This is a genomic window from Kitasatospora sp. NPDC101108 (genome assembly GCF_055584725.1).
Window position 1 is genome coordinate 216,905 of the sequence record NZ_JBVJLM010000011.1, and the last position, 23,805, is coordinate 240,709.

The 23,805-nt window shown below is 74.1% G+C and carries 25 protein-coding genes and 1 pseudogene; 14 read left to right on the forward strand and 12 right to left on the reverse strand.

Annotation, left to right across the window (positions count from 1 at the left end; all coding sequences use genetic code 11):
* Positions 1-118 precede the first annotated feature (118 nt).
* From ACZ6Z8_RS24225 to ACZ6Z8_RS24245, 5 genes and pseudogenes are all read right to left on the reverse strand, one after another.
* Complete coding sequence (locus tag ACZ6Z8_RS24225; RefSeq protein ID WP_465612162.1) at positions 119-1,291, reverse strand: permease; 1,173 nt, start codon at positions 1,289-1,291, stop codon at positions 119-121.
* A 38-nt stretch (positions 1,292-1,329) separates the two neighbouring features.
* Positions 1,330-2,067 (reverse strand): MFS transporter, encoded by a 738-nt coding sequence (locus ACZ6Z8_RS24230; RefSeq protein ID WP_465612163.1) that lies wholly within the window; start codon positions 2,065-2,067, stop codon positions 1,330-1,332.
* Positions 2,068-2,146: 79 nt separating this feature from the next.
* Positions 2,147-2,356, reverse strand: a pseudogene (locus ACZ6Z8_RS24235) (MFS transporter); the annotation flags it as partial.
* A 146-nt stretch (positions 2,357-2,502) separates the two neighbouring features.
* Complete coding sequence (locus ACZ6Z8_RS24240) at positions 2,503-2,676, reverse strand: hypothetical protein (RefSeq protein WP_465612164.1); 174 nt, start codon at positions 2,674-2,676, stop codon at positions 2,503-2,505.
* A 120-nt stretch (positions 2,677-2,796) separates the two neighbouring features.
* Complete coding sequence (locus ACZ6Z8_RS24245; protein ID WP_465612165.1) at positions 2,797-4,236, reverse strand: MFS transporter; 1,440 nt, start codon at positions 4,234-4,236, stop codon at positions 2,797-2,799.
* A 220-nt stretch (positions 4,237-4,456) separates the two neighbouring features.
* On the opposite strand from ACZ6Z8_RS24245, the gene ACZ6Z8_RS24250 reads away from it, so the two are divergent.
* The 3 genes from ACZ6Z8_RS24250 (at position 4,457) to ACZ6Z8_RS24260 (ending at position 5,611) form a co-directional block, all read left to right on the forward strand.
* A complete protein-coding gene (locus tag ACZ6Z8_RS24250; protein WP_465612166.1) occupies positions 4,457-4,768 on the forward strand; it encodes a hypothetical protein in 312 nt (103 codons plus the stop codon).
* Positions 4,769-4,901: 133 nt separating this feature from the next.
* A complete protein-coding gene (locus tag ACZ6Z8_RS24255) occupies positions 4,902-5,219 on the forward strand; it encodes a heavy-metal-associated domain-containing protein (protein WP_465612167.1) in 318 nt (105 codons plus the stop codon).
* Positions 5,220-5,290: 71 nt separating this feature from the next.
* On the forward strand, positions 5,291-5,611 hold the full coding sequence (locus ACZ6Z8_RS24260; RefSeq protein WP_435823419.1) for a metal-sensitive transcriptional regulator: 321 nt from the start codon (positions 5,291-5,293) through the stop codon (positions 5,609-5,611).
* A 90-nt stretch (positions 5,612-5,701) separates the two neighbouring features.
* Here the strand turns inward: ACZ6Z8_RS24260 and ACZ6Z8_RS24265 are convergent, their stop codons facing one another.
* The gene (locus ACZ6Z8_RS24265) at positions 5,702-6,244 is read right to left on the reverse strand and encodes an MOSC domain-containing protein (RefSeq protein WP_465612168.1); all 543 of its coding nucleotides are present in this window, start codon (positions 6,242-6,244) and stop codon (positions 5,702-5,704) included.
* A 142-nt stretch (positions 6,245-6,386) separates the two neighbouring features.
* Entirely contained in the window at positions 6,387-6,818 is a 432-nt protein-coding gene (locus tag ACZ6Z8_RS24270) for a DUF4345 domain-containing protein (protein ID WP_465612169.1), read from the reverse strand.
* Between the two features lie 121 nt (positions 6,819-6,939).
* On the opposite strand from ACZ6Z8_RS24270, the gene ACZ6Z8_RS24275 reads away from it, so the two are divergent.
* Both ACZ6Z8_RS24275 and ACZ6Z8_RS24280 read left to right on the forward strand, forming a co-directional pair.
* Positions 6,940-7,557 (forward strand): TetR/AcrR family transcriptional regulator, encoded by a 618-nt coding sequence (locus tag ACZ6Z8_RS24275; protein ID WP_465612170.1) that lies wholly within the window; start codon positions 6,940-6,942, stop codon positions 7,555-7,557.
* A gap of 131 nt (positions 7,558-7,688) precedes the next feature.
* Positions 7,689-8,921, forward strand: coding sequence for a cytochrome P450 (locus tag ACZ6Z8_RS24280; protein WP_465612171.1), 1,233 nt, complete (start codon positions 7,689-7,691; stop codon positions 8,919-8,921).
* Between the two features lie 69 nt (positions 8,922-8,990).
* Here ACZ6Z8_RS24280 and ACZ6Z8_RS24285 read toward each other — a convergent pair whose 3' ends face one another.
* Positions 8,991-10,190, reverse strand: coding sequence for a Dyp-type peroxidase (locus tag ACZ6Z8_RS24285; protein WP_465612172.1), 1,200 nt, complete (start codon positions 10,188-10,190; stop codon positions 8,991-8,993).
* Positions 10,191-10,221: 31 nt separating this feature from the next.
* Between ACZ6Z8_RS24285 and ACZ6Z8_RS24290 the strand changes: the two genes are divergently transcribed.
* Positions 10,222-11,598: a right-handed parallel beta-helix repeat-containing protein gene (locus tag ACZ6Z8_RS24290; RefSeq protein WP_465612173.1), complete on the forward strand. Its 1,377-nt coding sequence runs from the start codon at positions 10,222-10,224 to the stop codon at positions 11,596-11,598.
* Positions 11,599-11,726: 128 nt separating this feature from the next.
* Here the strand turns inward: ACZ6Z8_RS24290 and ACZ6Z8_RS24295 are convergent, their stop codons facing one another.
* Entirely contained in the window at positions 11,727-12,200 is a 474-nt protein-coding gene (locus tag ACZ6Z8_RS24295) for a MarR family winged helix-turn-helix transcriptional regulator (protein ID WP_465612174.1), read from the reverse strand.
* A gap of 205 nt (positions 12,201-12,405) precedes the next feature.
* Between ACZ6Z8_RS24295 and ACZ6Z8_RS24300 the strand changes: the two genes are divergently transcribed.
* The 8 genes from ACZ6Z8_RS24300 to ACZ6Z8_RS24335 all read left to right on the forward strand — a co-directional run bounded on the left by ACZ6Z8_RS24300 (position 12,406) and on the right by ACZ6Z8_RS24335 (position 20,390).
* Positions 12,406-13,602 carry an MFS transporter gene (locus tag ACZ6Z8_RS24300; protein ID WP_465612175.1) on the forward strand — a complete coding sequence of 399 codons (1,197 nt, stop codon included), beginning with the start codon at positions 12,406-12,408 and terminating at the stop codon, positions 13,600-13,602.
* A 42-nt stretch (positions 13,603-13,644) separates the two neighbouring features.
* Positions 13,645-14,475, forward strand: coding sequence for an aldo/keto reductase (locus ACZ6Z8_RS24305; RefSeq protein WP_465612176.1), 831 nt, complete (start codon positions 13,645-13,647; stop codon positions 14,473-14,475).
* Positions 14,476-14,729: 254 nt separating this feature from the next.
* Positions 14,730-15,674, forward strand: coding sequence for a polysaccharide lyase (locus tag ACZ6Z8_RS24310; protein WP_465612177.1), 945 nt, complete (start codon positions 14,730-14,732; stop codon positions 15,672-15,674).
* A gap of 26 nt (positions 15,675-15,700) precedes the next feature.
* Positions 15,701-16,399 carry a TSUP family transporter gene (locus ACZ6Z8_RS24315; protein ID WP_465612220.1) on the forward strand — a complete coding sequence of 233 codons (699 nt, stop codon included), beginning with the start codon at positions 15,701-15,703 and terminating at the stop codon, positions 16,397-16,399.
* A gap of 133 nt (positions 16,400-16,532) precedes the next feature.
* Positions 16,533-17,723 (forward strand): MFS transporter, encoded by a 1,191-nt coding sequence (locus tag ACZ6Z8_RS24320; protein WP_465612178.1) that lies wholly within the window; start codon positions 16,533-16,535, stop codon positions 17,721-17,723.
* A 158-nt stretch (positions 17,724-17,881) separates the two neighbouring features.
* A complete protein-coding gene (locus tag ACZ6Z8_RS24325) occupies positions 17,882-18,487 on the forward strand; it encodes a hypothetical protein (protein WP_465612179.1) in 606 nt (201 codons plus the stop codon).
* A 32-nt stretch (positions 18,488-18,519) separates the two neighbouring features.
* Entirely contained in the window at positions 18,520-18,873 is a 354-nt protein-coding gene (locus ACZ6Z8_RS24330) for an ArsR/SmtB family transcription factor (protein ID WP_449784712.1), read from the forward strand.
* Between the two features lie 110 nt (positions 18,874-18,983).
* Complete coding sequence (locus ACZ6Z8_RS24335) at positions 18,984-20,390, forward strand: MFS transporter (RefSeq protein ID WP_465612180.1); 1,407 nt, start codon at positions 18,984-18,986, stop codon at positions 20,388-20,390.
* An 85-nt stretch (positions 20,391-20,475) separates the two neighbouring features.
* Here the strand turns inward: ACZ6Z8_RS24335 and ACZ6Z8_RS24340 are convergent, their stop codons facing one another.
* From ACZ6Z8_RS24340 to ACZ6Z8_RS24350, 3 genes are all read right to left on the reverse strand, one after another.
* On the reverse strand, positions 20,476-20,802 hold the full coding sequence (locus tag ACZ6Z8_RS24340; RefSeq protein WP_465612181.1) for a hypothetical protein: 327 nt from the start codon (positions 20,800-20,802) through the stop codon (positions 20,476-20,478).
* 170 nt (positions 20,803-20,972) lie between these two features.
* Positions 20,973-21,872, reverse strand: a complete 900-nt coding sequence (locus ACZ6Z8_RS24345; protein ID WP_465612182.1) for a DNA-3-methyladenine glycosylase family protein — start codon at positions 21,870-21,872, stop codon at positions 20,973-20,975.
* Between the two features lie 203 nt (positions 21,873-22,075).
* The gene (locus ACZ6Z8_RS24350; protein ID WP_465612183.1) at positions 22,076-23,611 is read right to left on the reverse strand and encodes a DEAD/DEAH box helicase; all 1,536 of its coding nucleotides are present in this window, start codon (positions 23,609-23,611) and stop codon (positions 22,076-22,078) included.
* Between the last annotated feature and the right edge of the window lie 194 nt (positions 23,612-23,805).

Below are 23,805 nucleotides of genomic sequence, written 5' to 3' on the forward strand. Positions count from 1 at the left end.
CGCTGCCGATGTCGCCGGCGGTGACGCCTCCTCAGGTTCTCCGGTTGTCGTCCGGGCGGTGTTCCCTTCCGACGTCCACCAGCTTCGTCGCTGGTCAGAACGGGTGGAAGGGGTCTCTTCAGTGGTCGCCGTGGTGCCCGTGGCCCGCGTGTTCGCCCGTCTCCGGGGCGCCGCCCATCATGCGCAGCATCGCGGCACCGTCGGTGCGGAAGAAGCGGATGACGAGGACCGCCGCCAGCAGCAGGAAGGCGATGTTGAGCCAGGTGGTGTAGTTCCACTCGACGCCCTCCATCGGGATCTGCGCGTCCCGCTGGTCGGGCACCAGACCCAGCCCGCCGAACACGAACTCGACCACATAGCCGGCGACCACCATGGCCACGTAGAAGGTGCCGAGCAGGAAGAACGCCATCCGCGCCCCGTAGTACTTCCGGTAGATGTTGAGGATCGGCAGGATCAGCAGGTCCGCGAAGATGAACGAGACCACCCCGCCGAAGCTGATGCCGCCCTTCCACAGCACCACCGCCAGCGGCACGTTGCCGATCGAGCAGACGAAGGACGCGATCGCCACCAGTGGCCCGACCAGCGGGCCCCACAGCTTCGCGGCCAGCGGGTGGTCGGCGAAGAAGAACGCCTGCCAGAACGAGTCCGGGACCCACGCCGCGATCGCGCCCGCGATGAGCAGGCCGATCACCAGGTCCTTGAGGATCGCCGCCCACTCCATCACGAAGACGTGCGACACCGAGGTGACGCCCCGGCGGGAGAGCAGGCGGCGTACGAAGGAGCCCGGCCCCGCCACCGACATGTCCATCGCCGCGTGCCCCTCCATCGACCCCGCCCGCCCGAACTCGGCCTGCTCGCGCGCCTCCTGGAGCAGCCGCTCCCGCAGCAGCAACCGGAACAGCAGTGCCAGCAGCAGGATCATCACCGGTCCGCCGACGAACTCCGCCGCCGTGAACTGCCACCCCAGCAACAGGGCCAGGATGACGCCGAGTTCGACCACCAGGTTGGTGGAGGCGATCTCGAAGGCCATCGCCGCCGTGAAGTTCGCGCCCTTGCGGAACAGCGAGCGGGCCAGCGCGACGGCCGCGTACGAGCAGGAGGACGAGGCCGCGCCGAGCGCGGAGGCGACGGCCAGGGTGCGCGGCCGGTCGTCGCCGAGCAGCCGCACCACCGTGGACTTGTGCACCACCGCCTGAACGACGGCCGAGAGCAGGAAGCCGAGGATCAGCGCCCAGGTGATCTCCCAGGTCATCGATCCGGCGATGGACAGTGCGTGCAGGATCGCGTGCATGCGGTGGTCCGCCTTCCTCGGTTGCCGGAGCCGGAGCGTCAGACCATATACCCGTACGGGGTATTCAGGAACCGTGACGCGCTGACATCCGCCGCTGCGCCGCCCGTACGGCCAGCGCGCCCGCCGAACCGAGCAGGCAGAGCACGGTGGCGGCCGGCACGGCGTGGTTGGCTCCGGCGGCCGCGGCCCGGGCGGTGTCGGGGCGGCCGAGGCCCATCAGGTGTGACGGTGACCGCGACGCCGAGCGAGGAGCCCAGGTAGCGGGCGGTGTTGTTGGCGCCCGAGCCCATCGCGGCGCGGTGCGCGGGGACGCTGGTGACGGCGAGCCGGCCGAGCGCGGCGTTCAGGACGCCGCTGCCGATGCCCGCCACGGCGAGGCCGGGGGCCGGCCGCAGCCAGGAGGCGCCAGGGCGCAGTCCGAGCAGGGCGAGTTCCCCGACGCCGCAGACCAGCAGGGCGATGGCCGGCTGGGCGGTGGCGCCGATCCGGTCGGCGAGGCGGCGGGCCTGGAGTGCGGCGACCACGGACGGGCCGGACCAGATGGCGAGCACTCCCCCGGTGGCCGGCGCCGAGACCCCGAGCACCCGTGGGAGGGCGTTCGGCAGGCAGCTCATCAGACCGACCACCGCCGGCCCGGTGAACAGCGCCCCGCCGGTGGCGGCGGCGAAGCCGGGGTCGCGGAACAGCTTCAGGTCCAGCATCGGGTGGTCGCTGTGCGCCTCGACCGCGGCGAAGGCGGCGAGCAACACGACGCCCGCCGCCAGCAGGCCGAGCACGGTGGGGCTGGTGGCCGAGGCTGGGCGCGAGAACGGCTGCGGAGGCGGCGCCCTGGACGACCCGGGCGGCAAGGAAGACGCCCGTGCCGGGGGCGGCCGCGGCGGCCGCGCTGGAGAGCGCGAGCAGGGCGGCACCCGCGGTGAACACCCGCTTGCGGCCGAGGTCGTCCGCGATGCTGCCGGCCGTGAGCAGCAGGGCGGACAGGCCGACCAGGGCGCCGGTGAGCACCCAGGTCTGGGCGGTGGGGCCGGCGTGCAGTCCGGCGGCGGTGGGGGCGAGGGTGGTCATCGGCACGGTGTAGGTGACGAGGACCAGCAGGGTGCCGTAGGCGGACGTCGCGAGAACGCCTCGCGGGCCGGTGAGCCGGGACGGGCGCCACGGGCGGGAGGGGCTGGGGAGGGGCTGGCGGTGGTCATGGCGCGGGTACCCCGGTTTCAGCGTCCGGCGCAGGTACGGGCGGCGGCGCCGTCCCGGGCCGGTTGGGCGGCAGCGGCACCGGCACCGGCATCGGCCGCGGCGGCGACGGCGGTGGCCAGGCAGGTGACAACGCAGCGGGTCACCGGGTGGCGGACGGCCCTCAGCAGGGCGGTCGGAACGCGGGTGTTCACGGTCGGGGCTCCTTCCGGAAGGACGGACGGGGCCGCGCTGTTCGCGCGGCCCCGGTGTCGAGGGGAGGGCGGGGCGGACCGGGGTTCGGGGTCCGCCCCGCGAGGGGGTGGCGGACGGTCTCACGCGACCGTCGCGGACTGCGACTCGGCGGACGGCACCGCCGACGCGGGGCGCGGGGTGCGCAGGGTGACCATCGCGAGCACCGCGCCGACCACCGCGATCGCCGCGGAGCCGATGAAGGCGGCGGAGAAGCCCGAGGTCAGGCTCTCGACGGTGGTGTCGGCGGTCCGGGCGCCGGCCAGCGCGGTCATCGCGGCGAGGCCGAGCGCCGAGCCGACCTGGTAGCCGGTGTTGACGATGCCGGAGGCGAGGCCGCCCTCCTCCGGAGGCGCGCTGGAGATCGCGGTGCCGAGGGAGGGGATGAAGGCGAGCGCCATGCCGATCGCGGCGAGCAGCGAGGCGGGCAGCACGTCGGTCCAGAAGTTGCCGTCCGAGCGGGCCAGCGAGAGGCCGCCGAGGCCGGCGCCGAGGGCGAGCATGCCGGTGACGACCAGCGCCTTGGGGCCGAAGCGGGCGATCAGCTTGGGCGCCGCGGTGATCATGATGGCCATGATGGCGACGGTCATCGGCAGCAGGGCCGCGCCGCTGGCGAACGCACCGAGGTGGAGCACCTGCTGGAGGTACAGGTTGAGGAAGAACCACATCGGCACCCAGGCCGCCGCCAGCAGGAACTGGGCGAGGTTGGCGGCGCCGAGGTTGGGCACCCGGAAGATGCTCAGCCGCATCAGCGGCTCGCGGCGCTTGGACTGGATGAGCAGGAAGGCGGCGAGCAGCACGGCCGCGCCGGCCAGCGTGAGCAGGGTCGAGGCCGAGGCCCAACCCGCCTCCGGGGCGCGGACGATGGCGTACACCGCGGCGGCCAGGCCGCCGGTGACGGTGAGCGCGCCGAGGACGTCGATGCCACCGCTGCGCCGGGGGGCGTGCGGCATCAGCGACGGGGTGGCGAGCAGCGCGACCAGCACGACCGGGATGTTGATGTAGAACACCCAGGGCCAGCTGATGTACTGGGTGATCAGACCCCCGAGGAAGACGCCCGCGGTGCCGCCGGCCGGGGCCGCCGCGCCGTACAGGGCGAAGGCCTTGGTGAGCTCCTTGGGATTGCCACCGAAGAGCATCATCAGCAGGGTGAGTGCCGAGGGGGCGATCATCGCGGCGCCCAGGCCCTGGACGGCGCGGCCGGCCAGCTCGGTCGGGACGTTCTGGGCGAGCCCGGCGAGCAGCGAGCCGACGCCGAGGACGGCCCAGCCGGTGCTGAACAGGCGGCGGGCGCCGAGCAGGTCGGACAGCCGGCCGCCGAGCAGGAGCAGGCCGCCGAAGGCGACGACGTAGGCGTTGAAGACCCAGGACAGGTTCTCCTGGCTGAAGCCGAGGTCGTCCTTCATCTTGGGCAGGGCCACCCCGATGATCGAGGTGTCCATGATCACCACGAACTGCGCGGCGGCGATCAGCGCCAGCGCGCGCCACCTCCGGGGGTTCGGCCCGGTGTTGTCGGTTGCCATCTCTTACTCCCTACCCGTTGGGGGTATTGGCCGGGGACGAGGGGCCCCGCGGCGGACGGTAGTGGTCGCAGTGGTCGTCAACTCGGGTGCCCTGCACGCCGAAAGCACGTCAGGCCCGCCGGTCGACGACCCCGGCGAGGACGGTGCCGAGCATACCCTAGGGGGGTACGGTTTACGCGTGGAAGTCGGAAGCAGGCTGACGGCGGATCGGGCTGGGGGTATGTCAACGGGGCGGCCGGGCGGCCGGGGCCCGCGGGCCCACGTGGCACCGCTGCTGGAGACGCTCGCCGACGACCGGGCGGCCCGCACCTGCCTGCCGGAGGACCTGGCGGCGGCGATGTGCGAGGTCGGCGCGCTGCGCCCGTCCCCCGCGACGCTGCCGACCGGCGGCGCCCGCACCCTGGTGCGGATGCGGCGGCTGCTGCGGCCGGCTCCCCGGCTGCGGTTCGCGGTGCGGCTGGTCGCACCGGCGCTGATCGCGCTGGGGCCGCCGGCGCCCTACCTGCTCACCTGCGGGCCGACCCCGGGCTGAACGCCGAAGCGCCGGGGCAGGGTTCGCCGCAGCCCTTCCGCTTACCCTAGGGGGGTATGGTACTTTCTCAAGCGAAGCAGCCGCCCGGGACCGTTCCGGAAGGCACCGCACGCACCGACGACAGGAGCACACCATGAGCGAGACCACCGTCACCGTCGAGTCGTCCTCCACCGAGGGCTCCTGCTGCGGCTCGTGCGGGACCGGCGCCGCCGAGGCCCCCGCCACCGCCGCCGCCGAGCGCGCCGTCTTCCAGGTCAAGGGCATGACCTGCGGCCACTGCGTCAGCTCGGTGACCGCCGAGCTGAAGAAGGTCGCCGGCGTCACCGAGGTCGCGGTCGACCTCGCCACCGGCCAGGTCACCGTCGACAGCACCGCGCCGCTGGCCGACGCCGACGTCGCCGCCGCCATCGACGAGGCCGGTTACGACCTGATCGGCCGGCTCGGCGCCTGACCGTCCGTCGGCCCGGACGGCACCATCCCCGGACGTCCGGGCCGGCTCCCCTCCTAGCGCGCCCCGGTAGAGTGAGGGAACTCCTCACCGCACAGGAACCGGAGACGGCCATGGCCAGCTACAGCCCCCACAAGGACGACTTCCTCAAGCGGCTCCGCCGCATCGAGGGCCAGATCCGCGGCCTGCAGCGCATGGTCGAGCAGGACACCTACTGCATCGACGTCCTCACCCAGGTCTCCGCCGCCAGCCGCGCCCTCCAGTCCTTCGCGCTGCAACTCCTGGACGAGCACATCGAATGCTGCGTCCGCGACGCCATCGCCGAGGGCGGCCAGGAGGCCAACGCCAAGATCCGCGAGGCCAACCAGGCCATCGCCCGGCTGGTCCGCTCCTGAACCACGGCGGCACCGCACGCCCGAAGAGGCCCTCCGGTCACGACCGGAGGGCCTCTTCGGGTACGGGGTGGGGGTACCGGCCCCCAGGGCTCAGACCCGGTCGAGCGCCCGGTGCGGCCCCTCCGGCAGTTCCACGGTGATCGCGTCACCGGGCCGCACCGGACCGCCCGCACGCACCACACCCATGACCCCGGCCCGCCGCACCAGCGTGCCGTCCGGGGCCCGCGAGACGACCTGCTTCAGCAGCCCCGCCCGGTAGTTCTCGATCTGCACGCACGGATTGCGCAGACCGGTGACCTCCACCTGCGCCTCCGGCCCGATCCGCAGCACCGCGCCGACCGGCAGCCCGAGAAGGTCCACGCCCTCGGTGGTGATGTTCTCGCCGAGTGCCCCCGGCGCCACGTCGAAGCCGGACTCGGCGAGCTCGGTGAACAGTTCACGGTGGATCAGGTGCACCTGGCGCAGGTTGGGCACGGTCGGGTCCTGGGCGACGCGCGAGCGGTGCTTGACGGTCACGCCCGCGTGCACGTCCCCCTCGACCCCGAGCCCGGCGAGCAGCGTGATGCCGGTCCGGTTCGGCTTGCTGAACGAGTACTCGGCGTTGCTGCTGACTGCCACCACGATGCCGCTCACGCGCTTCGACCCCTTCTCGCGACGTACGTTCGACCGGTACCGGAGCCTAGTCGGTCTTCCGGGCCGGGCTCACGCGCGCCCCTCGGGTCCACGTCGCTCGGGCCCGCGCTGCTCAGGCCCACGCTGCTCAGACCCGCGCTGCTCAGGCCCGCGCCACCCGCTCGCCCGTCCGCCGCATGCCCCCAGCCGAACTCCCGTGCGCCCGCTCGTCCGCGTCGGCGAGCCAGAAGTACACCGGCGAGAGCCCGAGCTCGATCCCCATCAGCACCAGCTGGAACCAGTGCGGCCGCCCGTCCACCGCGATCGCCAGCACCCGGCCGAGCCCGCCCAGCAGGAACACCGCCGTCAGCCCCCGCACCGCCCACGCGGGCACCGGCCGCTGCCGGACGGCCCAGAGCCAGGCCGCCCCGTACCCGGCGAAGATCGCGCCCATGAAGCGGGCGAAGCTGTCGACCGTCGGCCCGGGGTCCGGGATCCCGGGGAACGCGGCGCTCCCGCCGAGCAGGTGGAAGAGGCCGATCGCCACGCAGGCGACCCCCATCGTCCACGCGAGTACCCGCAGTGCCTTCACCATGACCGACCACCCTCACTCCGTCGTCCGACCGTCCGTCAGGAGCACCCGCCGACGGCACTAGTTGACACACGTCTACCAAGCTGCCCCCGCTGGTGGACACGTGTCAAGTAACCTGTCCGGCATGTCAGTTCCCGAACGCCGCCGCCGCCTCTCCCCCGAGGAGCGCCGCGCCCAGCTGCTCGCCGTCGGCGCCCGGGCCTTCGCCGCCCGGCCGTACGAGGAGGTGCTGATGGAGGAGGTCGCCGAACAGGCCGGGGTCTCCCGCGCGCTGCTCTACCGGCACTTCGCGAGCAAGCACGAGCTGTTCGCGGCGGTCCACCGGCAGGCCTCGGACGACCTCCTGGCCAGGACCAGGTTCGACCCGGCGGACAGCCTCGTCGAGCAGTTGATCGAGGGCATGGACGCCCACCTCGACTACTTCCTCGCCAACCGGCACACCGTGCTGGCCGCCAACCGGGTCCTGGCCGGGGACCCGGTGATCCAGACCATCATCACCGAGGAGCTGGACGCCCTGCGCGGCCGACTGCTCACCGTGCTCCCGCTCGCCGACGAGGAGGCCCGGCTCGCCGTGTCCCAAGTGCTGCGCAGCTGGCTGGTGTTCGTCCGGGTACTGGTCGTGGACTGGCTGACCGAGCCCGGTTGCAGCCGGACCGAGCTGCGCGACGCCTGCATCGGCGCCGTGCTGGGCGCGCTGCGGCCGCTGCTGCCGGTCGACCCGGCGCCCGAGTGGGGGCGCTGAGACCACGCGGAGCGTTCGGGGGCGTACCATCGGGCCGAAACGGGAAAAGCATCTGAAAGAGTCCAATTCCCTCGGAAAATATGACAGTTGGATGCCCGTGCCCCGTAGAGACGCCTCCCCCGAAGGGTTCCATGTCCTCCGCCGCACCCGACACCGACGCCGGAACCGACGCCCCGCCGCCCCCGCTCCAGCTCCAGCTCCCGCCGCTCCACCGGCTTCCCGTCACCCCCGCCCAGCCGCCGCACCCGACCACCCTTCCGGACGGCACCCCGGCCTGGCTCGTCACCCGCTACCACGACGTCCGTCAGGTCCTCGGCGACCCCCGCCTCACCCGGACCGACCTGCATGAGGTCGGCGCCGCGGGCAGCACCGCCGACGTCGCGGCCAACCCGGCCTCGCTGTTCAACCAGGACGGCCCCGCCCACCGCCGGCTGCGCGGCACCGTCCAGAAGGCCTTCACCCCACGGGCGATCGCCGGCTGGCAGCCCTGGGTCACGGCCGCCGTCCAGCAGGCCGTGGACGCGCTGGTCGCCGCCGGACCCCCCGCCGACCTGGTCACCGCCTTCACCCGCCCGGTGCCCTTCGCCGTCACCACCCGGCTGATGGGGCTCGACGGCGACGGCCCCGACCACCTGGACGAGCGACGGCTGCGGCGCTGGACCCTCGCCCTGCTCGCCCAGGGCGGCGAACCGGCCGCGGAGCACACCGAGGCGCTGGCCGAATTCGCCGCCTTCACCGAGGAGTTGATCGAGCGCCGACGGCGGTCGCCCGGGCCCGACCTGGTCAGCCGACTGGTCCGGGCCGCCGACCAGGACGGCGGCATCCCCCCGGACGACCTCGCCTTCCTCGTCCTCGGACTCACCGCCAGCGGCAACGAGAGCGTCACCGGCGCCCTCGGCAACGCCCTGGCCTACCTGCTCGGCGAACGCCCCGAGCACTGGCCCCGCCTCGCCGACCCCGGCGTCACCGAGCACACCGCCGAACGCCTGCTGCACTTCATCCCGCTCGGCGACGACGAGGCCACCGTCCGCCGTGCCACCGCCGCGGTCGAGGTCGGCGGCGTCACCATCCCGGCCGGCGCCGTCGTCGCCGCGAGCCTCGGCAGCGCCAACCGGGACCCCGCCGTCCACCCCGAAGGACTCGACGCCGACCTCGCCCGCCCGCTCGACGCCCCGACCCTCGCCTTCAGCGCCGGACCGCACTACTGCATCGGCGCCTGGCGGGTCCGCCTCGAAATGCGCGAGGCCCTCCACCGCCTGGCCACCGCCCTGCCCGGACTGCGCCTGACCGTCCCGATCGACGGCCTCGACTGGCAGTTGGGCACCACGACCCGCAGCCCGGCCGCGCTCCCGGTCAGCTGGTGAGCCCCCGCGCCCCGGAGCAGCCGCGGCCCACCCCCGCAACCGCGTCACGCCCACACCCCCGCAACCGCGTCACGCCCACAGCCCCTCACCCAGCACGCCGCCCTCCCGCGCTCCCGGCAGCACGTACGCCACCGCCGAGGCCGTGTGCACCAGGAACGGGTTGAGCGCGTCCTTGGCCGCCAGCCGGTTCTGCACCCTGGTGAACTGCGCCGGGTCCCGCACGAAGGCGCAGAACAGCAGGCCGCGGTCGTCCGGGCCGTCGTCGTAGCTGTAGCCCCGCCGCAGCATCCGGGCCCCGGAGTCGAGCCGGGGACTGGAGAGGCGGACGTGGGCGCTGTTGGGGATGACGTACGAGCCGTCCGGGTTCTTGGCGTAGATGTCCGGGTCGTCGTGCTCGGCCGTGCCGGTCAGCGGGGTGCCGTCGGTCAGCCGGCGCCCCATGGCCAGGTTGCGGCGGTCCTCGGGCAGGGCGGCGAAGGCCGCGGTGTCCATCCGGATCCGGCGGTAGACCAGCACGGTGCCGTGCTCGTACGGGCCGGGCGGACCCCAGACCCACTGCTTCGCCTCCGTGGCGTCCGGGTTGGCGGTGCCGTCCTTGTAGCCGAAGAGGTTGCGCGGGGTGGTGCCCTCCGGGGTGCGGGGCAGGAAGCCGGGCTGGGTCCACCGCACCGTCCCGCCCGCCGATCGGGCGGCCGCGGCGAGGAGTTCGGCGACCACGGTCAGCGGCCAGCGGTCGGCGGCGCACAGCTGCACCACCAAGTCCCCGCCGCCGCGCGCCGGATCGAGCCGGTCCCCCGGGAAGGCCGGGAGCTCCGCCAGGGCCGGCGGAACGTTCAGCCCGAGCCGGGCCGCGAGACCCGGCCCCACCCCGACCAGGCTGCTCAACCGCGCCGGCTCACCGCCCTGGAGGCGCGGATCGGCGGAGGTCCCGCCCACCGCCTCGGCGAGCAACCGGGTCAACTCCCCCAGCAGGGAACGCAGTGCGGCCCGCCCGTCCGAGGTGGCGGCGGGCGCCAGGTCGAGGGCCAGCAGCAGCGTGGCCGGCTGCTGAGGAGCCGTCACCCCGGCCTGCCGCTCGCCGTGGAACGCCACCGCGGGCACAGCCGGAGGCGGCGGCGGCGCCGCGGGCCGTCCACGCCCCAGCGCCACGGCCCCGGCGCCGACCCCGGCGGCCAGCAGCGCACCGCCGCCCGCGATCAGTGCCCTCCGGTCCACGCCGTTCCCGGCGGCCCCCGGCCGTTCCTGCGCCTTTCCGCTTTCGGCATGCATGACCGACATTGGAGACGATAGAACACCCCGTATGCAACTTTTGACCGTCCGTCAACTCGAACGCGAAGCACCGGCCCACCGCCGCGGGAGCGCGGCCCGCGGCCTGCCCGCCCTGCTGACCGCCGCCGCCCTCGCCCTCGCCCCCGTCCTGACCGGCTGCTCCTCCGCCACCGCCCCCTCCTCCGACGCCCACCACCCGGACGGCACGGTCGTCCGCGTCCCGCAGGACTTCCCGTCCGTCCAGAAGGCCGTGGACGTGGCCCGCGAGGGCGACACCGTGCTGGTCTCCCCCGGGACGTACCGGGAGAGCGTGCGGATCACCAAGCCCCGGATCGTGCTGCGCGGCACCGACCGCAACACCGTGGTCCTGGACGGCGGGGTCCGGCTGGTCAACGGCGTCACCGTGACCGGCCCCGGGTCGGTGGTGGAGAACCTCACCGTGCACGGCTACCTCGCCAACGGCGTGCTGTTCACCGGCGTCACCGACGAGAAGCTCCAGCAGCGCGGCGCCGGCGGCTCCGCCTACAACCCGCTGGACACCACCCGCTTCCCCGCCCTCCAGGGCTTCCGGGCGACCAGGGTCACCGCCTACGACAACGGGCTGTACGGCATCTACGCCTTCGACGCCCGGGCCGGGATCGTCGAGGACTCCTACGCCTCCGGCGGCGCCGACTCCGGCATCTACGTCGGCCAGTGCAAGCCCTGCGACACCCTGGTCCGCGGCAACACCGTCGAACGCAACGCGGTCGGCATCGAGATCACCAACGCCTCGGACAACCTCTACTTCCTGGGCAACCGGGTGGCCGGCAACCGGGTCGGCGTCACGGTCAACTCCAACGACCTGGAGGCCCTCGCCCCCCAGCACGGCGCCGTGATCGCCGGGAACAGCGTCACCGACAACAACGCCTCCGACACCCCCGAACAGGCCGACGGCGGCTTCGGCATCGGGATCGGGATCGGCGGCGGCACCGCCAACCGGGTCGAACGCAACCTGGTCAGGGGCAACCGCTCGGCCGGCGTCATCATCACCGACCCGCCCGGCCACCCGGCCGGCGCCAACCGGATCCAGGGCAACCGCACCGAGGGCAACGGCGCCGACCTGGTCCTCGCCTCGGCCGACCCCGGCAACTGCTTCGGCGGCAACCAACCCGCCACCCAGAGCCCCGACGATCTGGAGACCCTGGCCGCCTGCGGCGCGCAGAGCCGCAGCCCGCTCGCCGCCGGCCGCGCGGCCCCGGTCCAGGCCCCGCCCGGGATCCCCTTCAACCAGGTGCCGGCCCCGCCCGCCCAGCCGTCCCTGCCCGACCCCAACGCCCCCGGCCGTCCGGCCACCGACCTGCCCGGCCCGGTCGACCCGGACGCCTACCCGCTCCCCGCGACCGCCGACGCCGTACCCGCCGTGCACTGAGCCGCCGTGCACCGAGCCGCCGTGCACCGAGCCGCCGACCGCGGCGTGCCCCCGAACGGGCGGGTCACCGCACGCCGAGCGCTGCGGACCCGCCCGCCCGGCTGCCGCCGCCTCCCGGCCGGCGCCGCTCAGCCCCGGCGGAGCAGCGCGGGTGGGTTCACCGCCTCCACGGCCGTGACCAGCGGGGCCAGTTCGGGGTTGCGGGCGGCCTCGTCGAGGGCCTCGCGCAGCGCGGCGTCGTTGGTCGGCCGGGCCTCCTCCAGGAGCCGCAGGCCGTCCTCGCTGACGTCGGTGTAGATGCCGCGGCGGTCGGTCGGGCACAGGTAGCGGGAGAGCAGGCCGCGGTCCTCCAGCCGGGACACCAGCCGGGTGGTGGCGCTCTGGCTGAGCACGACCGCGTCGGCCACCTGCTTCATCTGGAGGTGGCCGCCCTCGCCGTCGTGCTGGCGGCTGAGCACGTCGAGCAGCGAGTACTCGCGCACGCTCAGTTCGTGCTCGGACTGCAGGGCCCGCTCGATGTGCGCCTCGATCCTGCCGTAGAGGACGTAGAGGGCGGCCCATCCGTTGGCGAGGGCGGTCAGCGCGGGATCCGTGGCGGTCATCGGCCAGGTCTCCTTCCAGGGGCGAGCAGGCCTCCAGGATAAGCCTTGCCGTGAAATATCTCCCAGAGCAGATATAACGCTTATGCAAGCGCATGCCCGCGCGCGTTTACCGCGCCAGGCGAATGCCCGCACTTGCGCTTATGCCGCGTATGCAACTATTGTCGAGGCACGTAAGGCGCACTAGCAATCGCACGGAGGTCGCGCCATGCCCCTCGCACTTCTCGCCCTGGCCATCGGGGCCTTCGGGATCGGGACCACCGAGTTCGTGATCATGGGTCTGCTGCCCCAGATCGCGGGCGACTACGGCGTGTCCGTCCCCACCGCCGGACTGCTGGTCACCGGCTACGCGCTCGGCGTGGTGATCGGCGCCCCGCTGATGACCGTCCTGGGCACCCGGATCAGCCGCAAGACCATGCTCATGCTGCTGATGGCCCTGTTCACGGTCGGCAACCTGCTCTCCGCCGTCGCCCCGAGCTTCCCCCTGATGCTCGCCGGGCGGATCGTGACCTCGCTGGCCCACGGCGCGTTCTTCGGCATCGGCTCGGTCGTCGCCGCCGAACTCGTCGCCCCGCAGAAGAAGGCCGGCGCCATCGCCACCATGTTCACCGGACTGACCGTCGCCAACATCGTCGGCGTCCCGCTGGGCACCTACATCGGTCAGGCCGTCGGCTGGCGCACCACCTTCACCGCCGTCGCCGCCCTCGGCCTGGTCGGCCTGCTCGGCATCGCCAGGCTCGTCCCCGCGCTGCCCCACCCCGAGGGCGCCCACCTGCGCCGCGAGCTGACCGCCTTCCGCAACCCCCAGGTCCTGCTCGCCATGGCGATGACCGTCCTGGGCTTCGGCGGGGTCTTCGCCGCGATCACCTACATCGCCCCGATGATGACCCATGTCGCCGGCTACTCCGACGGCGCCGTCACCTGGCTGCTCGTCCTGTTCGGCGCCGGCATGTTCCTCGGCAACCTGCTCGGCGGCAGGTTCGCCGACCGGCACCTGATGCCGATGCTCTACACCACCCTCGGCGGCCTCGCCCTCGTCCTGGCCCTGTTCACCCTCACCGCCCACAACCGGATCACCGCCGCCGCCACCGTCCTGCTCGTCGGCGCCCTCGGCTTCGCCACCGTCCCCCCGCTGCAGAAGCGCGTCCTCGACCAGGCCCACGGCGCCCCCACCCTCGCCTCGGCCGTCAACATCGGCGCCTTCAACCTCGGCAACGCCCTCGCGGCCTGGCTCGGCGGCATCGTGATCAGCGCCGGTCTCGGCTACACCGGCCCCAACTGGGTCGGCGCCCTCCTCGCCGCGGCCGCGCTCGTCCTCGCCCTCTGGTCCGCCGCCCTGGAGCGCCGCGACCGCACCCGGGCGCCGGACCTCGGCGAGGAGCTGCGGGTCCCCGCCCACCACTGAACCCCCTCCCCCTCCCCCTCACCCATCGATCGAAGGAAACCCATGAGCACCCCGAACGTCCCCACCGTGAAGCTGAACAACGGCGTCGAGATCCCCCAGCTCGGCTTCGGCGTCTTCCAGGTCCCCGACGACGAGACCGCCGCCGCGGTCGGCTCCGCCCTCGAAGCCGGCTACCGCAGCATCGACACCGCCGCCGTCTACGGCAACGAGGCCGGCGTCGGCCGCGCCCTGGCCGCCTCCGGCCTGCCCCGCGAGGACCTGTTCGTCACCACCAAGCTGTGGAACGCCGACCAGGGCTACGACACCACCCTGCGCGCCTTCGACGCCAGCCTCGCCGAGCTCGGCCTCGACCACGTCGACCTCTACCTGATCCACTGGCCCACCCCGGCCCGCGACCGCTACCTCGACACCTGGCGCGCCCTGGAGCGCCTGGCCGCCGAGGGCCGCATCCGCGCCGCCGGCGTCTCCAACTTCCAGCCCGCCCACCTCCAGCGCCTGCTGGACAACAGCGAGCTCGTCCCGGCCGTCAACCAGGTCGAGCTGCACCCCGGCCTCCAGCAGGCCGAGCTGCGCGCCTTCCACGCCCGGCACGGCATCGCCACCGAGGCGTGGAGCCCGCTCGCCCAGGGCGCCGTCCTCGACGACCCGGCCGTCACCGCCGTCGCCGAGCGCACCGGCACGTCCCCCGCCCAGGTCGTGCTGCGCTGGCACCTCCAGCTCGGCAACATCGTGATCCCCAAGTCCGTCACTCCGGCCCGGATCCGCCAGAACCTCGACGTCCTCGACTTCGAGCTCACCGAGCAGGACATGGCGGCCATCGCCGCCACCGACCGCGGCCTGCGCACCGGCCCGCACCCGGACCAGTTCAACTGACCCACCTTGAAAGCCAGTTCACCAGCCTCGGCGACCGGGGCAGCGATCCCGAGGAACGTGCCCCGCAATGCCTGAGCGCCACCGCAAGACCCTCGCGGGCTGACACCCCCCGGAACGGCTGTGGCCGGGTGGGCGGTTCACCGTGAACGTGAACCGCCCACCCGGCCACGGTCCTTTCCCGTTCCTTTACCCGGGCACAACTCGGCCTTGCGGCATGATCGGTAGCGACCGCCCCGCCGACCGAGGAGCCCCGGATGAACCGCCCCGCGCGCACCGCCGCCGTGGCCGCGCTGGCCCTGCTCGCCACCGCCGGCTGCTCGGCCACGCCGGCCCGGGCCAAGGCCCACCCTCCCACCGCGCCCGACGGCACCACCGCGCCCGCCGGCACCACCGCGCCCGACGGCACCACCGCGCCCGACGCCCCCGCACCGGGCCGAGCGGCCGCCTGGACCGGCCGGTTCCAGGACTACGGCACCCCGCAGTGGCGCCGGTCCTGGGGCGTGGCCGACCAGGGCGCCTGGGGCGCGGCCGACTTCAGTGCCGTCGCGGACCCGGGCGCCCCCGGCGGCGGCCCGGCGCTGCGGGTGACGTACGGCGCGGGCTCCTCCGCCAACTCCTGCACCGACTGCCCCGGTCCGGGCGGCGGGCAGTTCTACACCGACCTGAACGCCCTCGGCCTGTCCGCCCTCGCCCAGGGCCCGACCCTGGACCTCAAGTACTCCGTCCGGTTCCCCACCGGCCGCGACTGGGGAAAGGCCGGCAAGCTGCCCGGCCTGTACGGCGGGAAGATCGGCGAGGAGTCCGGCGGCAACCACGGCGCCGGCTGGTCCACCCGCTACATGTGGCGGGCCGCCAAAGGCAGCCCCGACAACGGCGAGGTCTACCTCTACACCCCGAGCAACTCCGGCCCCACCGGCTACGGCGTCGACGAGGGCCTGGGCGACTGGCACTTCCAGGCCGACGACCGCTGGCACACCGTCGAGCAGCTGGTGAACCGCGGCACCGGCGACATCACCGTCTGGTACGACGGCCACCAGGTGCACGCCGCCAAGGGCACCGCCTCCGGCATCGGCTCGATCCCCTTCGGCGGGGTGCTGTTCTCCACCTTCTACGGCGGCCACGACACCAGCTGGGGCCCGGCGAGCACCCAGCAGGCGTACTTCGCCGACTTCTCGCTCTCCACCGGCGTCCAGCACTGACGGGCGGCTGGGCCGGCGAACTGCTGCTGGGCCTGGTGGTCCTGCTGGGCGCCACCGTCCAGCGGCTGGCCGGCATCGGTTTCGCCCTGGTCGCGGCGCCCGTGCTGGTGCTGCTGCTGGGCCCGAACGGCGGCGTGACGCTGGCGAATTCCGCCTCGCTGGCGATCAGCGCGGTCGGGCTGGCCGGGAGTTGGCGGCGGGTCCGGCCCGGGGCGATGCTGCCGCTGACGGCCGCCGCCGCCTGCACGGTGCCCGCCGGGGCCTGGGTGGCGGCGACGGTGCCGGCGCCGGAGCTGCTGGTCGGCATCGGAGTGCTGGTCACCGCGGCCGCCCTGCTGGTGATCCGCGGGGTGCGGGCCGCCGCGCTGCGCGGGGTGGGCGGGGCCGTGGTCGCCGGGGCCACCAGCGGGCTGATGAACTCCGCGGCCGGGGTGGGCGGCCCGGCGGTCTCGCTGTACGCGGTGAACTCCGGTTGGTCGGCGCAGGAGTTCGTGCCCAACGCCCAGTTGTACGGTGTGGTGGTGAACGCCTTCTCGCTGGCGACCAAGGGCCTGCCCGAACTGGGCGCTCCCGCCTGGGGGTTGGTGGCCGCGGCACTGGCGGGCGGGGCGGCCGGCCGACTGCTGGCCGCCCGGGTGCCGGAGCGCCGGGCCCGGACGGTGGTGCTGGGGCTGGCCCTCGCCGGCGGGCTGAGCACCCTCGTCAAGGGGGTTTCCGGACTCTGAGGCTTCCGGCTGGGAATGCTCTGTGAAGGGGCGGCCAAATCTGTAGCGGTCATGCCATACTGCGTCGGTGACCTCAGCCAGCCTAGCGACACCCCCACACCGCACCAGGCCCCAACTGGGCCGGAAATTCGCCATGCTGTGGTCGGCCTCCTCGATTTCAGCGGTCGGCGACGGCATGCGGGACTCGTCGCTGCCGCTGCTCGCACTGGCCATCTCGGACTCCCCGTCCTCGGTGTCCGTGGTCGCGGTGGCCGGATCACTGCCCTGGCTGCTGATGGCCCTGTTCGGCGGGGTCATCGCCGACCGCTTCGACCGCCGCCGGCTGATGTGGACGATCGACTTCGGACGCGCCGCCATCGTGCTGGGCTTCGCCGCCTGCGTCTTCTCCACCACCCCGCCGGTCGCCCTGCTCGCCGCCCTGGCCTTCGTCCTGGGCTGCGGCGAGACGGTGTTCGCCAACGCCGCCACCTCCACCATCCCGGACGTGGTCAGCTCCGACCGGCTCGACGTCGCCAACGGCCGCCTCCAGGGCGGCCTGCTGGTCGGCCGGATGGTCGGTCCGCTGGTCGGCACCACGCTGTTCGCCGTCGCCGCCGGCTACCCGTTCACCGTGGACGGCGCCTCCTTCGCGGTGGCCGCCGCCCTGGTCGCCGCGACCGGCCGCTCCGGCGCCCCCCGGGCGAAGTCCGACCGCCGGGTCATGGCCGAGGTCCGCGAGGGCGTCCGCTGGCTGTACCGGCACAAGCAGCTGCGCCTGGTCGCCTCGCTCTCCGCCCTGGCGGGCGGCGCCTCCGCACTCGGCATCACCATGATGGCGCTGCTGGTCACCCGGACCCTGGACGAACCCACCTGGGCGTACGGCGCCGTCCTCGCCACCGGCGTGGCCGGCGGCACCGCGGCCAGCATGCTGGCCGGCCGGATCAGCGAGCGGATGGGCCGTCGGGCCCGGATCACCCTCTCCTTCGTCCTGATGGGCTCGGCGCTGCTGCTGATGGGCTTGAGCCCCTCGGTGTTCGCGGTGGCGCCGCTGTTCGCCCTCGGCAACTTCGGGGTGGTGACCTGGAACGTCCAGGCGATCTCGCTGCGCCAGCAGACCGTGCCGAAGGAGCTGCTCGGCCGGGTCAACAGCTGCTACCTGATGCTGACCCGGATCGGGATGCTGATCGGCGCCGGCCTCAGCGGCTGGATCGGGGCCACCGTCAGCGTCCGCGCCCCGATCGTCATCGCCGGTGCCCTGATCCTCGCCGCCCTGATCGTGATCCCGCGACTGGGCGACCTCGAACCCGCCCCGGCGCCGGCCACCGAGGAGCAGCTGGCGGTCTGAGCGTTCCGACGTCGGTTGACGGGCCCACTCCCCCGGCGGGGGGAGGCGGGCCCACTCCCCCGGCGGGGGGAGGCGGTTCCTCCCGCCGGTCGAGGCCCACCTCCCGGTCCGGCTGCGAGCGTTTGGGGCACAGCCCCCGCCGGACCGGAGAACCGCGCATGACCACCGCTCACCCGCACCCCGCCACAGGCCGCCTGCGCACCGCATGGGCCGCCGCCCACACCCCCGTCCCCGGCGTGCCGCGCTGGGCCCGGATCGCCGCCCGGGCGGTGCCGTTCACCGTGCTGCCGTCCAGCGCCTGGCGGATCGCCACCTGCACCTTCCACGTCCCGCTGGACGGCGACGCCGTGCAGGACTCCGGCAACCTGCCGTGGTGGCTGCCGCTGGAGCTGTACGTGGTGCTGCTGTCGGCCGTCTCCGAGCTGTTCGCCTTCGCCGCGCTCGGTCTGGTCGCCCGCTGGGGCGAGGTGTTCCCGCGCCGGCTCCCGCTGCTGGGCGGACGCCCCGTCCCGGTCGCCGCGGCCGTCGTCCCGGCCGCCCTCGGCGCCATCGTGCTCACCGCCAGCAGCCTGCTGTTCACGGTGCTGCTCTCCACCGGCCGCACGCTCCAGGGCCGTCCGCTGCGGGACGGCATCCCCGTGTTCACGGGCGACTGGCACACCGTCGTCCTGGTCGCCTGCTACGCCCCGCTGCTGCTCTGGGGGCCGCTGCTGGCGGCCGTCACCCTCGCCTACCGGCGCCGGCGCCGCGGGCGGTCGTCATGAGCGCACCTGTGCACGGGCCCTACCATGGCGCCATGAGCTCCGGCACCGATCTGGCAGATGCACACCGCTCGCAGCAGCGGGCCGAGGCGCGGCTGGACGTGGCCGCGTCCGTGCTCGCCCTGCTGGCCGACCGCACCCGACTGGCGCTGCTGGAGCGGCTCGGCCGGGGCGAGGCGGACGTGACCACGCTGACCGAGGCGACCGGCGCAGCCCGCCCGTCGGTCAGCCAGCACCTGGCCAAGCTGCGCCTCGCCGGGCTGGTCACCACCCGCAAGGACGGCCGACGGGTGGTCTACTCGCTGCGGCACGGCCACCTGCGCCGACTGGTGGACGAGGCGCTGAACGTCGCCGACCACCAGATCGCCCACCTGCCGCCGCACGACTGACGACTCGCCCGCCCCCGGGGGCCGTCCGGCCCGCCCGACAGGTGCACACGTACGCACGCATTAACTATGATGAGCCCGTACCCCCTCCTCGCCGCCCCCGGGACGGGCCCATGCTGACCGTGCTGCGCAACCGCACCTACCGCCACCTGTTCACCGCCCAGCTCGTGGCCCTGACCGGCACCGGCCTGGCCACCGTGGCGCTCTCGCTGCTGGCGTACTCGATCGCCGGGAGCAACGCCTCGGCCGTGCTCGGCACCGCTCTGGCGATCAAAATGGTCGCCTACGTGACCGTCGCACCGATCGCCGGAGCCCTCGCCGGGCGGATCCCCCGGCGCACCCTGATGGTCGGCATGGACCTCACCCGGGCCGGCGTCGCCCTCGCCCTGCCGTTCGTCGACCAGGTGTGGCAGATCTACGTCCTGATCTTCCTGCTCCAGGCCGCCTCCGCCGCCTTCACCCCGACCTTCCAGGCCACCATCCCGGACGTGCTGCCCGCCGAACGCGACTACACCCAGGCACTGTCGATGTCCCGGCTGGCCTACGACTTCGAGTCCCTGTTCAGCCCGGCCCTGGCCGCGGTGCTGCTCTCGGTGGTCTCCTACAACTGGCTGTTCGTCGGCACGACGGCCGGCTTCCTCGCCTCCGCCGCCCTGGTCGTCTCGGCCGTCCTCCCTACCGGCCTGCCCCCGGACTCCCGCCTGCGGGCCGACGACAGGCCCGAACCCGAGCCGGTCGGAGGCCGCGGCGGCCTCTACCGCAAGGCCGCCTCCGGCACCCGGCTGTTCCTGGCCACCCCGCGGCTGCGGGCCCTGCTCGCCCTGGACCTCGCGGTCGCCGCCGCGGGGGCGATCGTCTTCGTCGACACCGTCAACGTCGTCCGCGACCACTTCCACCGCCCGGCCGGAGCCGTCTCGCTGGCCCTCGGCGCGTACGGCGTCGGCTCGATGCTCGCCGCGGTGCTGCTGCCCCGGCTGCTGGCCCGGGTCAGCGACCGGTCCGTCATGCTGCCCGCCGCCTTCGCCCTGCCCTGTGTGCTCGCCGCCGTCACCGCGATCACCGCCGCCCCGGCCGGCCCCGGCAGCTGGTTCGCCCTGCTCGCCGCCTGGGCCCTGGTCGGCGCCGCCGGCTCCGCCGTCCTCACCCCCGGCGGCCGGGTCATCCGGCGCTCCGCCGCCGACCCCGACCTGCCCGCCGCCTTCGCCGCCCAGTTCTCGCTGTCGCACGGCTGCTGGCTGCTCACCTACCCGCTGGCCGGCTGGCTCGCCGCCGGCGCCGGCCTCCCGGCCACCGCCGCCGTCCTCGGCGCACTCGCCCTCGCCGCCGCCGTCACCGCCACCACCCTCTGGCCCACCGGCGACCCGGACGCCCTCAGCCACCTCCACACCGACCTGCCCGCCGGCCATCCCCATCTCGCCGACGCCCATCCCGCCGGCGGCGGCGCCTGGCAGCACGGCCACCACTACGTCATCGACCAGCACCACCCGACCTGGCCCCGCCACCGCCCGGCCCTCGGCTGACGCCGCCCCGCGGCCGCGCCGGGCCCGTCGTCCGCGCTGAGCTCGTCGCCCGCGCTGGGCCCGTCGCGGCCCCTGGGGACCCGAACTACCCCCTGGTCACCGGGATCCGGTGCTCGGCCAGCGCCGCGACCAGCCGCTCCGGGTCGTCGGGGGTGATGACCGGCTTCACCCGCGCCCCGAGGTCGAGGACGAAGGCGACGCTCTTGTCCACCCGCCCCGGGTCGAGGTTGAAGTAGTGCACGAAGTCCCCGGACCCCCAGATCCGCCACCGCCCGCCGACCCTGCTCAGCGGCACCTGCTGAAGCCCGCGGATCCGCCCGTAGGGGATCCGCTTGGCGGAGGCCAGCGGGAAGTAGTACCGGCGAATCACGAGCTCACGTGCGGTGCACGTCACCAGACCGTCGTTGTACATGCGGGCCACGCTAACCGCGGGACCTGCCCGACGCCCGGCCATCGGACGTCCGTCCGGACAGGTCCCCCCGTACGCCGCAACGGGCGCCCGCCGTGTGGCCCGGTGCGCGTCGTCCCGTCCCGTCCCCGCCCGGCGCGTCGTCCCGTCCCGTCCGGTCCGGTCCCGTCCGGTCAGCCGCCGGCCCGCAGGTAGTGCCCCCAGTAGCCCTGCCAGGGCCCGTAGTGGTCGGCCAGCCGACGGAACTCCGCCTCGTCGACCGGGCGCCGGTAGACCCGCTGGAGGGCCCGGCCCATCTCCTTGTCCAGCTCGATCCGCTCCATCCGCCCGAGCCCCCGGATCAGCAGGAAGGAGGCCGACCAGTCACCGATCCCGGGCAGCGCCAGCAACTGCTCGCGCACCTCCTGGTACGGACCGGTGCGCAGGAAGTGCTCGTCCAGACCGGCCCACAGCCGCACCGAGCGGTACAGGTAGCCCGCCTTGCGCGGGTTGCCGATCAGGGCGAGCAACTCGCCCTCGTCGAACCGGGCCAGCTGTTCGACGTCCGGGAACGCCCACAGCCGCTCGGGACCCACGTCGATCCGGTTGCCGACCGCCTCGACCAGCGCCCGCTTCATCTCCCGGGCCACCGGCATCGGCGTGCGCTGGCACAGGATCGCCCAGCAGAGCAGCTCGAACGGCGAGGGGAACTTGACCTGGTGGTAGCCGTGCAGCCGCTCCACCACCCGGGCGAAGGGCTCGTCCTGGCTGGCCAGCCGGTAGAACTCGGTCAGGTCGTCGGACAGCCCGAGGTAGCGGTCGAGCCGCTCGGTGACGGCCCGCAGCACCTCCTCGCCGACCGGCCGCTCCGCGGCGACGCGGCCGACCAGCCCGGGCGCCCCGGGCGCGGCGGTGAGCCGTACGCCCACGGTCGCCCCCGCCTCCCGGAAGGCCAGGGTGAGCGCGGCCTGCGCGGTGCCCTGCTGCCCGGCCATCGCCGGGAAGGAGCCGATGAACCCGAGCGAGGCCCGGAAGTCGAACGGCTCCCGGGCGGGCAGCCGGATGTCCGTCAGGTGCAGGCTCGGTGTCTCCATGGCCATCACTCAGTCCCCCTCACGTTCGGTGCCGGACAGCGCGTTCAGCACGGCGAGCACCTCGCCGCGCGCCACGGGCGCGAAGAACCCGGCACCCCTGGTTCTCCGGCCCTCAGCCGGCCGGGCGAGGGCTTCCGGGGCAGTGCGGCGGAACGGGAGAATCGCTCGGGCCCGGCCCGCGCCGCGAGCCGGGCCCGGCGGTGCTACCCGAGCCGGGCGGGGCGGCCGGGCGGCCGGCGGTGGCCGGAGGAGCCCTGGTCATCGCGGCCGGCGGCGGCCCGGGTGTCACCGACGGCGTGCGCGGGGCGGCCGCGGCGGTCGCGGCCCGTGAACGAGCCGCGGCGCGGCCGCTCGATGACGGGGTCCGGGATCACGGTGGGGATGCCGCTGGGCACGCGGGCGCCGGTGATGCGGGCCAGGTCCTCGTCACCGGCGGTGACCCTGTTGGTCACGGGTGTGATGCCGGCCGTCGTCATCATGCGGGCCGTCGCACGGCGCTGGTTGGGCAGCACCAGCGTGACGACGGTGCCGGACTCCCCGGCCCTGGCGGTGCGGCCGCCCCGGTGGAGGTAGTCCTTGTGGTCGCCCGGCGGGTCCACGTTGACGACCAGGTCGAGCCCGTCGACGTGGATGCCGCGGGCGGCGACGTTGGTCGCGATCAACGCGGTCACCTCGCCGGTGCGGAACTGCTCCATGGTGCGGGTGCGCTGCGGCTGGGACTTGCCGCCGTGCAGGGCCGCGGCCTTCACCCCGTTCGCGAGCAGGTCCTCCACCAGGCGGTCGGCGCCGTGCTTGGTGTCGACGAACATGATCACCCTGCCGTCGCGGGAGGCGATGTGGGCGATCGTGGCGCTCTTGTCGAAGCTCTGCACGTGCAGCACGTGATGCTCCATGGTGCCGACCGCTCCCTTGGACGGGTCCACCGAATGGGTGACCGGGTCCTTGAGGAAGCGCCGCACCAGGAGGTCGACGTTGCGGTCCAGGGTGGCGGAGAACAGCATGGTCTGGCCGCCTTCGGCGACCTGGTCGAGGAGCTCGGTGACCTGCGGCAGGAAGCCCATGTCGGCCATCTGGTCCGCCTCGTCGAGCACCGTGACGCCGACCCGCTCCAGCCGGCAGTCACCACGCTGGACCAGGTCCTTCAGTCGGCCCGGCGTGGCCACCACGACCTCCGCCCCGCGGTTCAGCAGCCATGCCTGACGGCTCATCGACGTCCCGCCCACCACGGTCGCCATCCGCAGGCGCACGGCCCGGGCGTACGGGGTGAGGGCCTCGGTGACCTGCTGCGCGAGTTCGCGGGTGGGGACCAGCACCACGGCCAGCGGGCAGCGCGGCTCAGCCCTCCGCCCGGCGGTGCGGGCCAGCACGGCGAGGCCGAACGCGATGGTCTTGCCGGAGCCCGTCCGGCCCCGCCCGAGGAGGTCGCGGCCCGCCAGCGAGTTCGGCAGCGTTGCGGCCTGGATCGGGAACGGCTCCGTGACGCCCTGGCCGGTCAGCGCCGACAGCAGCGCCTCCGGCAGGTCCAGCTCGTCGAAGGACGAGACGGCCGGCAGTGCCGGGGTGGTGCTCACCGGCATCGCGAACTCGCCCTGCACCGAGGCGCCTTGAGGGGCACCGCGCCGGTAGGAGGGCCGGCCTTCGGCAGGCCGGTCGCCGTACGAGGAGCCGCCACCCGAGCGGGAGCCGGTCGCGGAGCGGGAGTCGGCGTTGCGGTAGGAGGAGCGACTGGAGTGGGCCATGCGGAAGACCTTCCTCGGAGCGGCACGTCGCGAGGAGGGCTCCGTGGCACGGGGCGCCGGGCGGAGACCGCAGGGAAACGGGCCGGAAGTGTGACGGGCGAAGCGTGGACGGTGGAATCGTTCGGCACGTCACCCGCGGTCGGCGCTCTCCGCGGCGGGGCGGGAGCGAAGAACCGGGAACCGTGAGCTGTGAC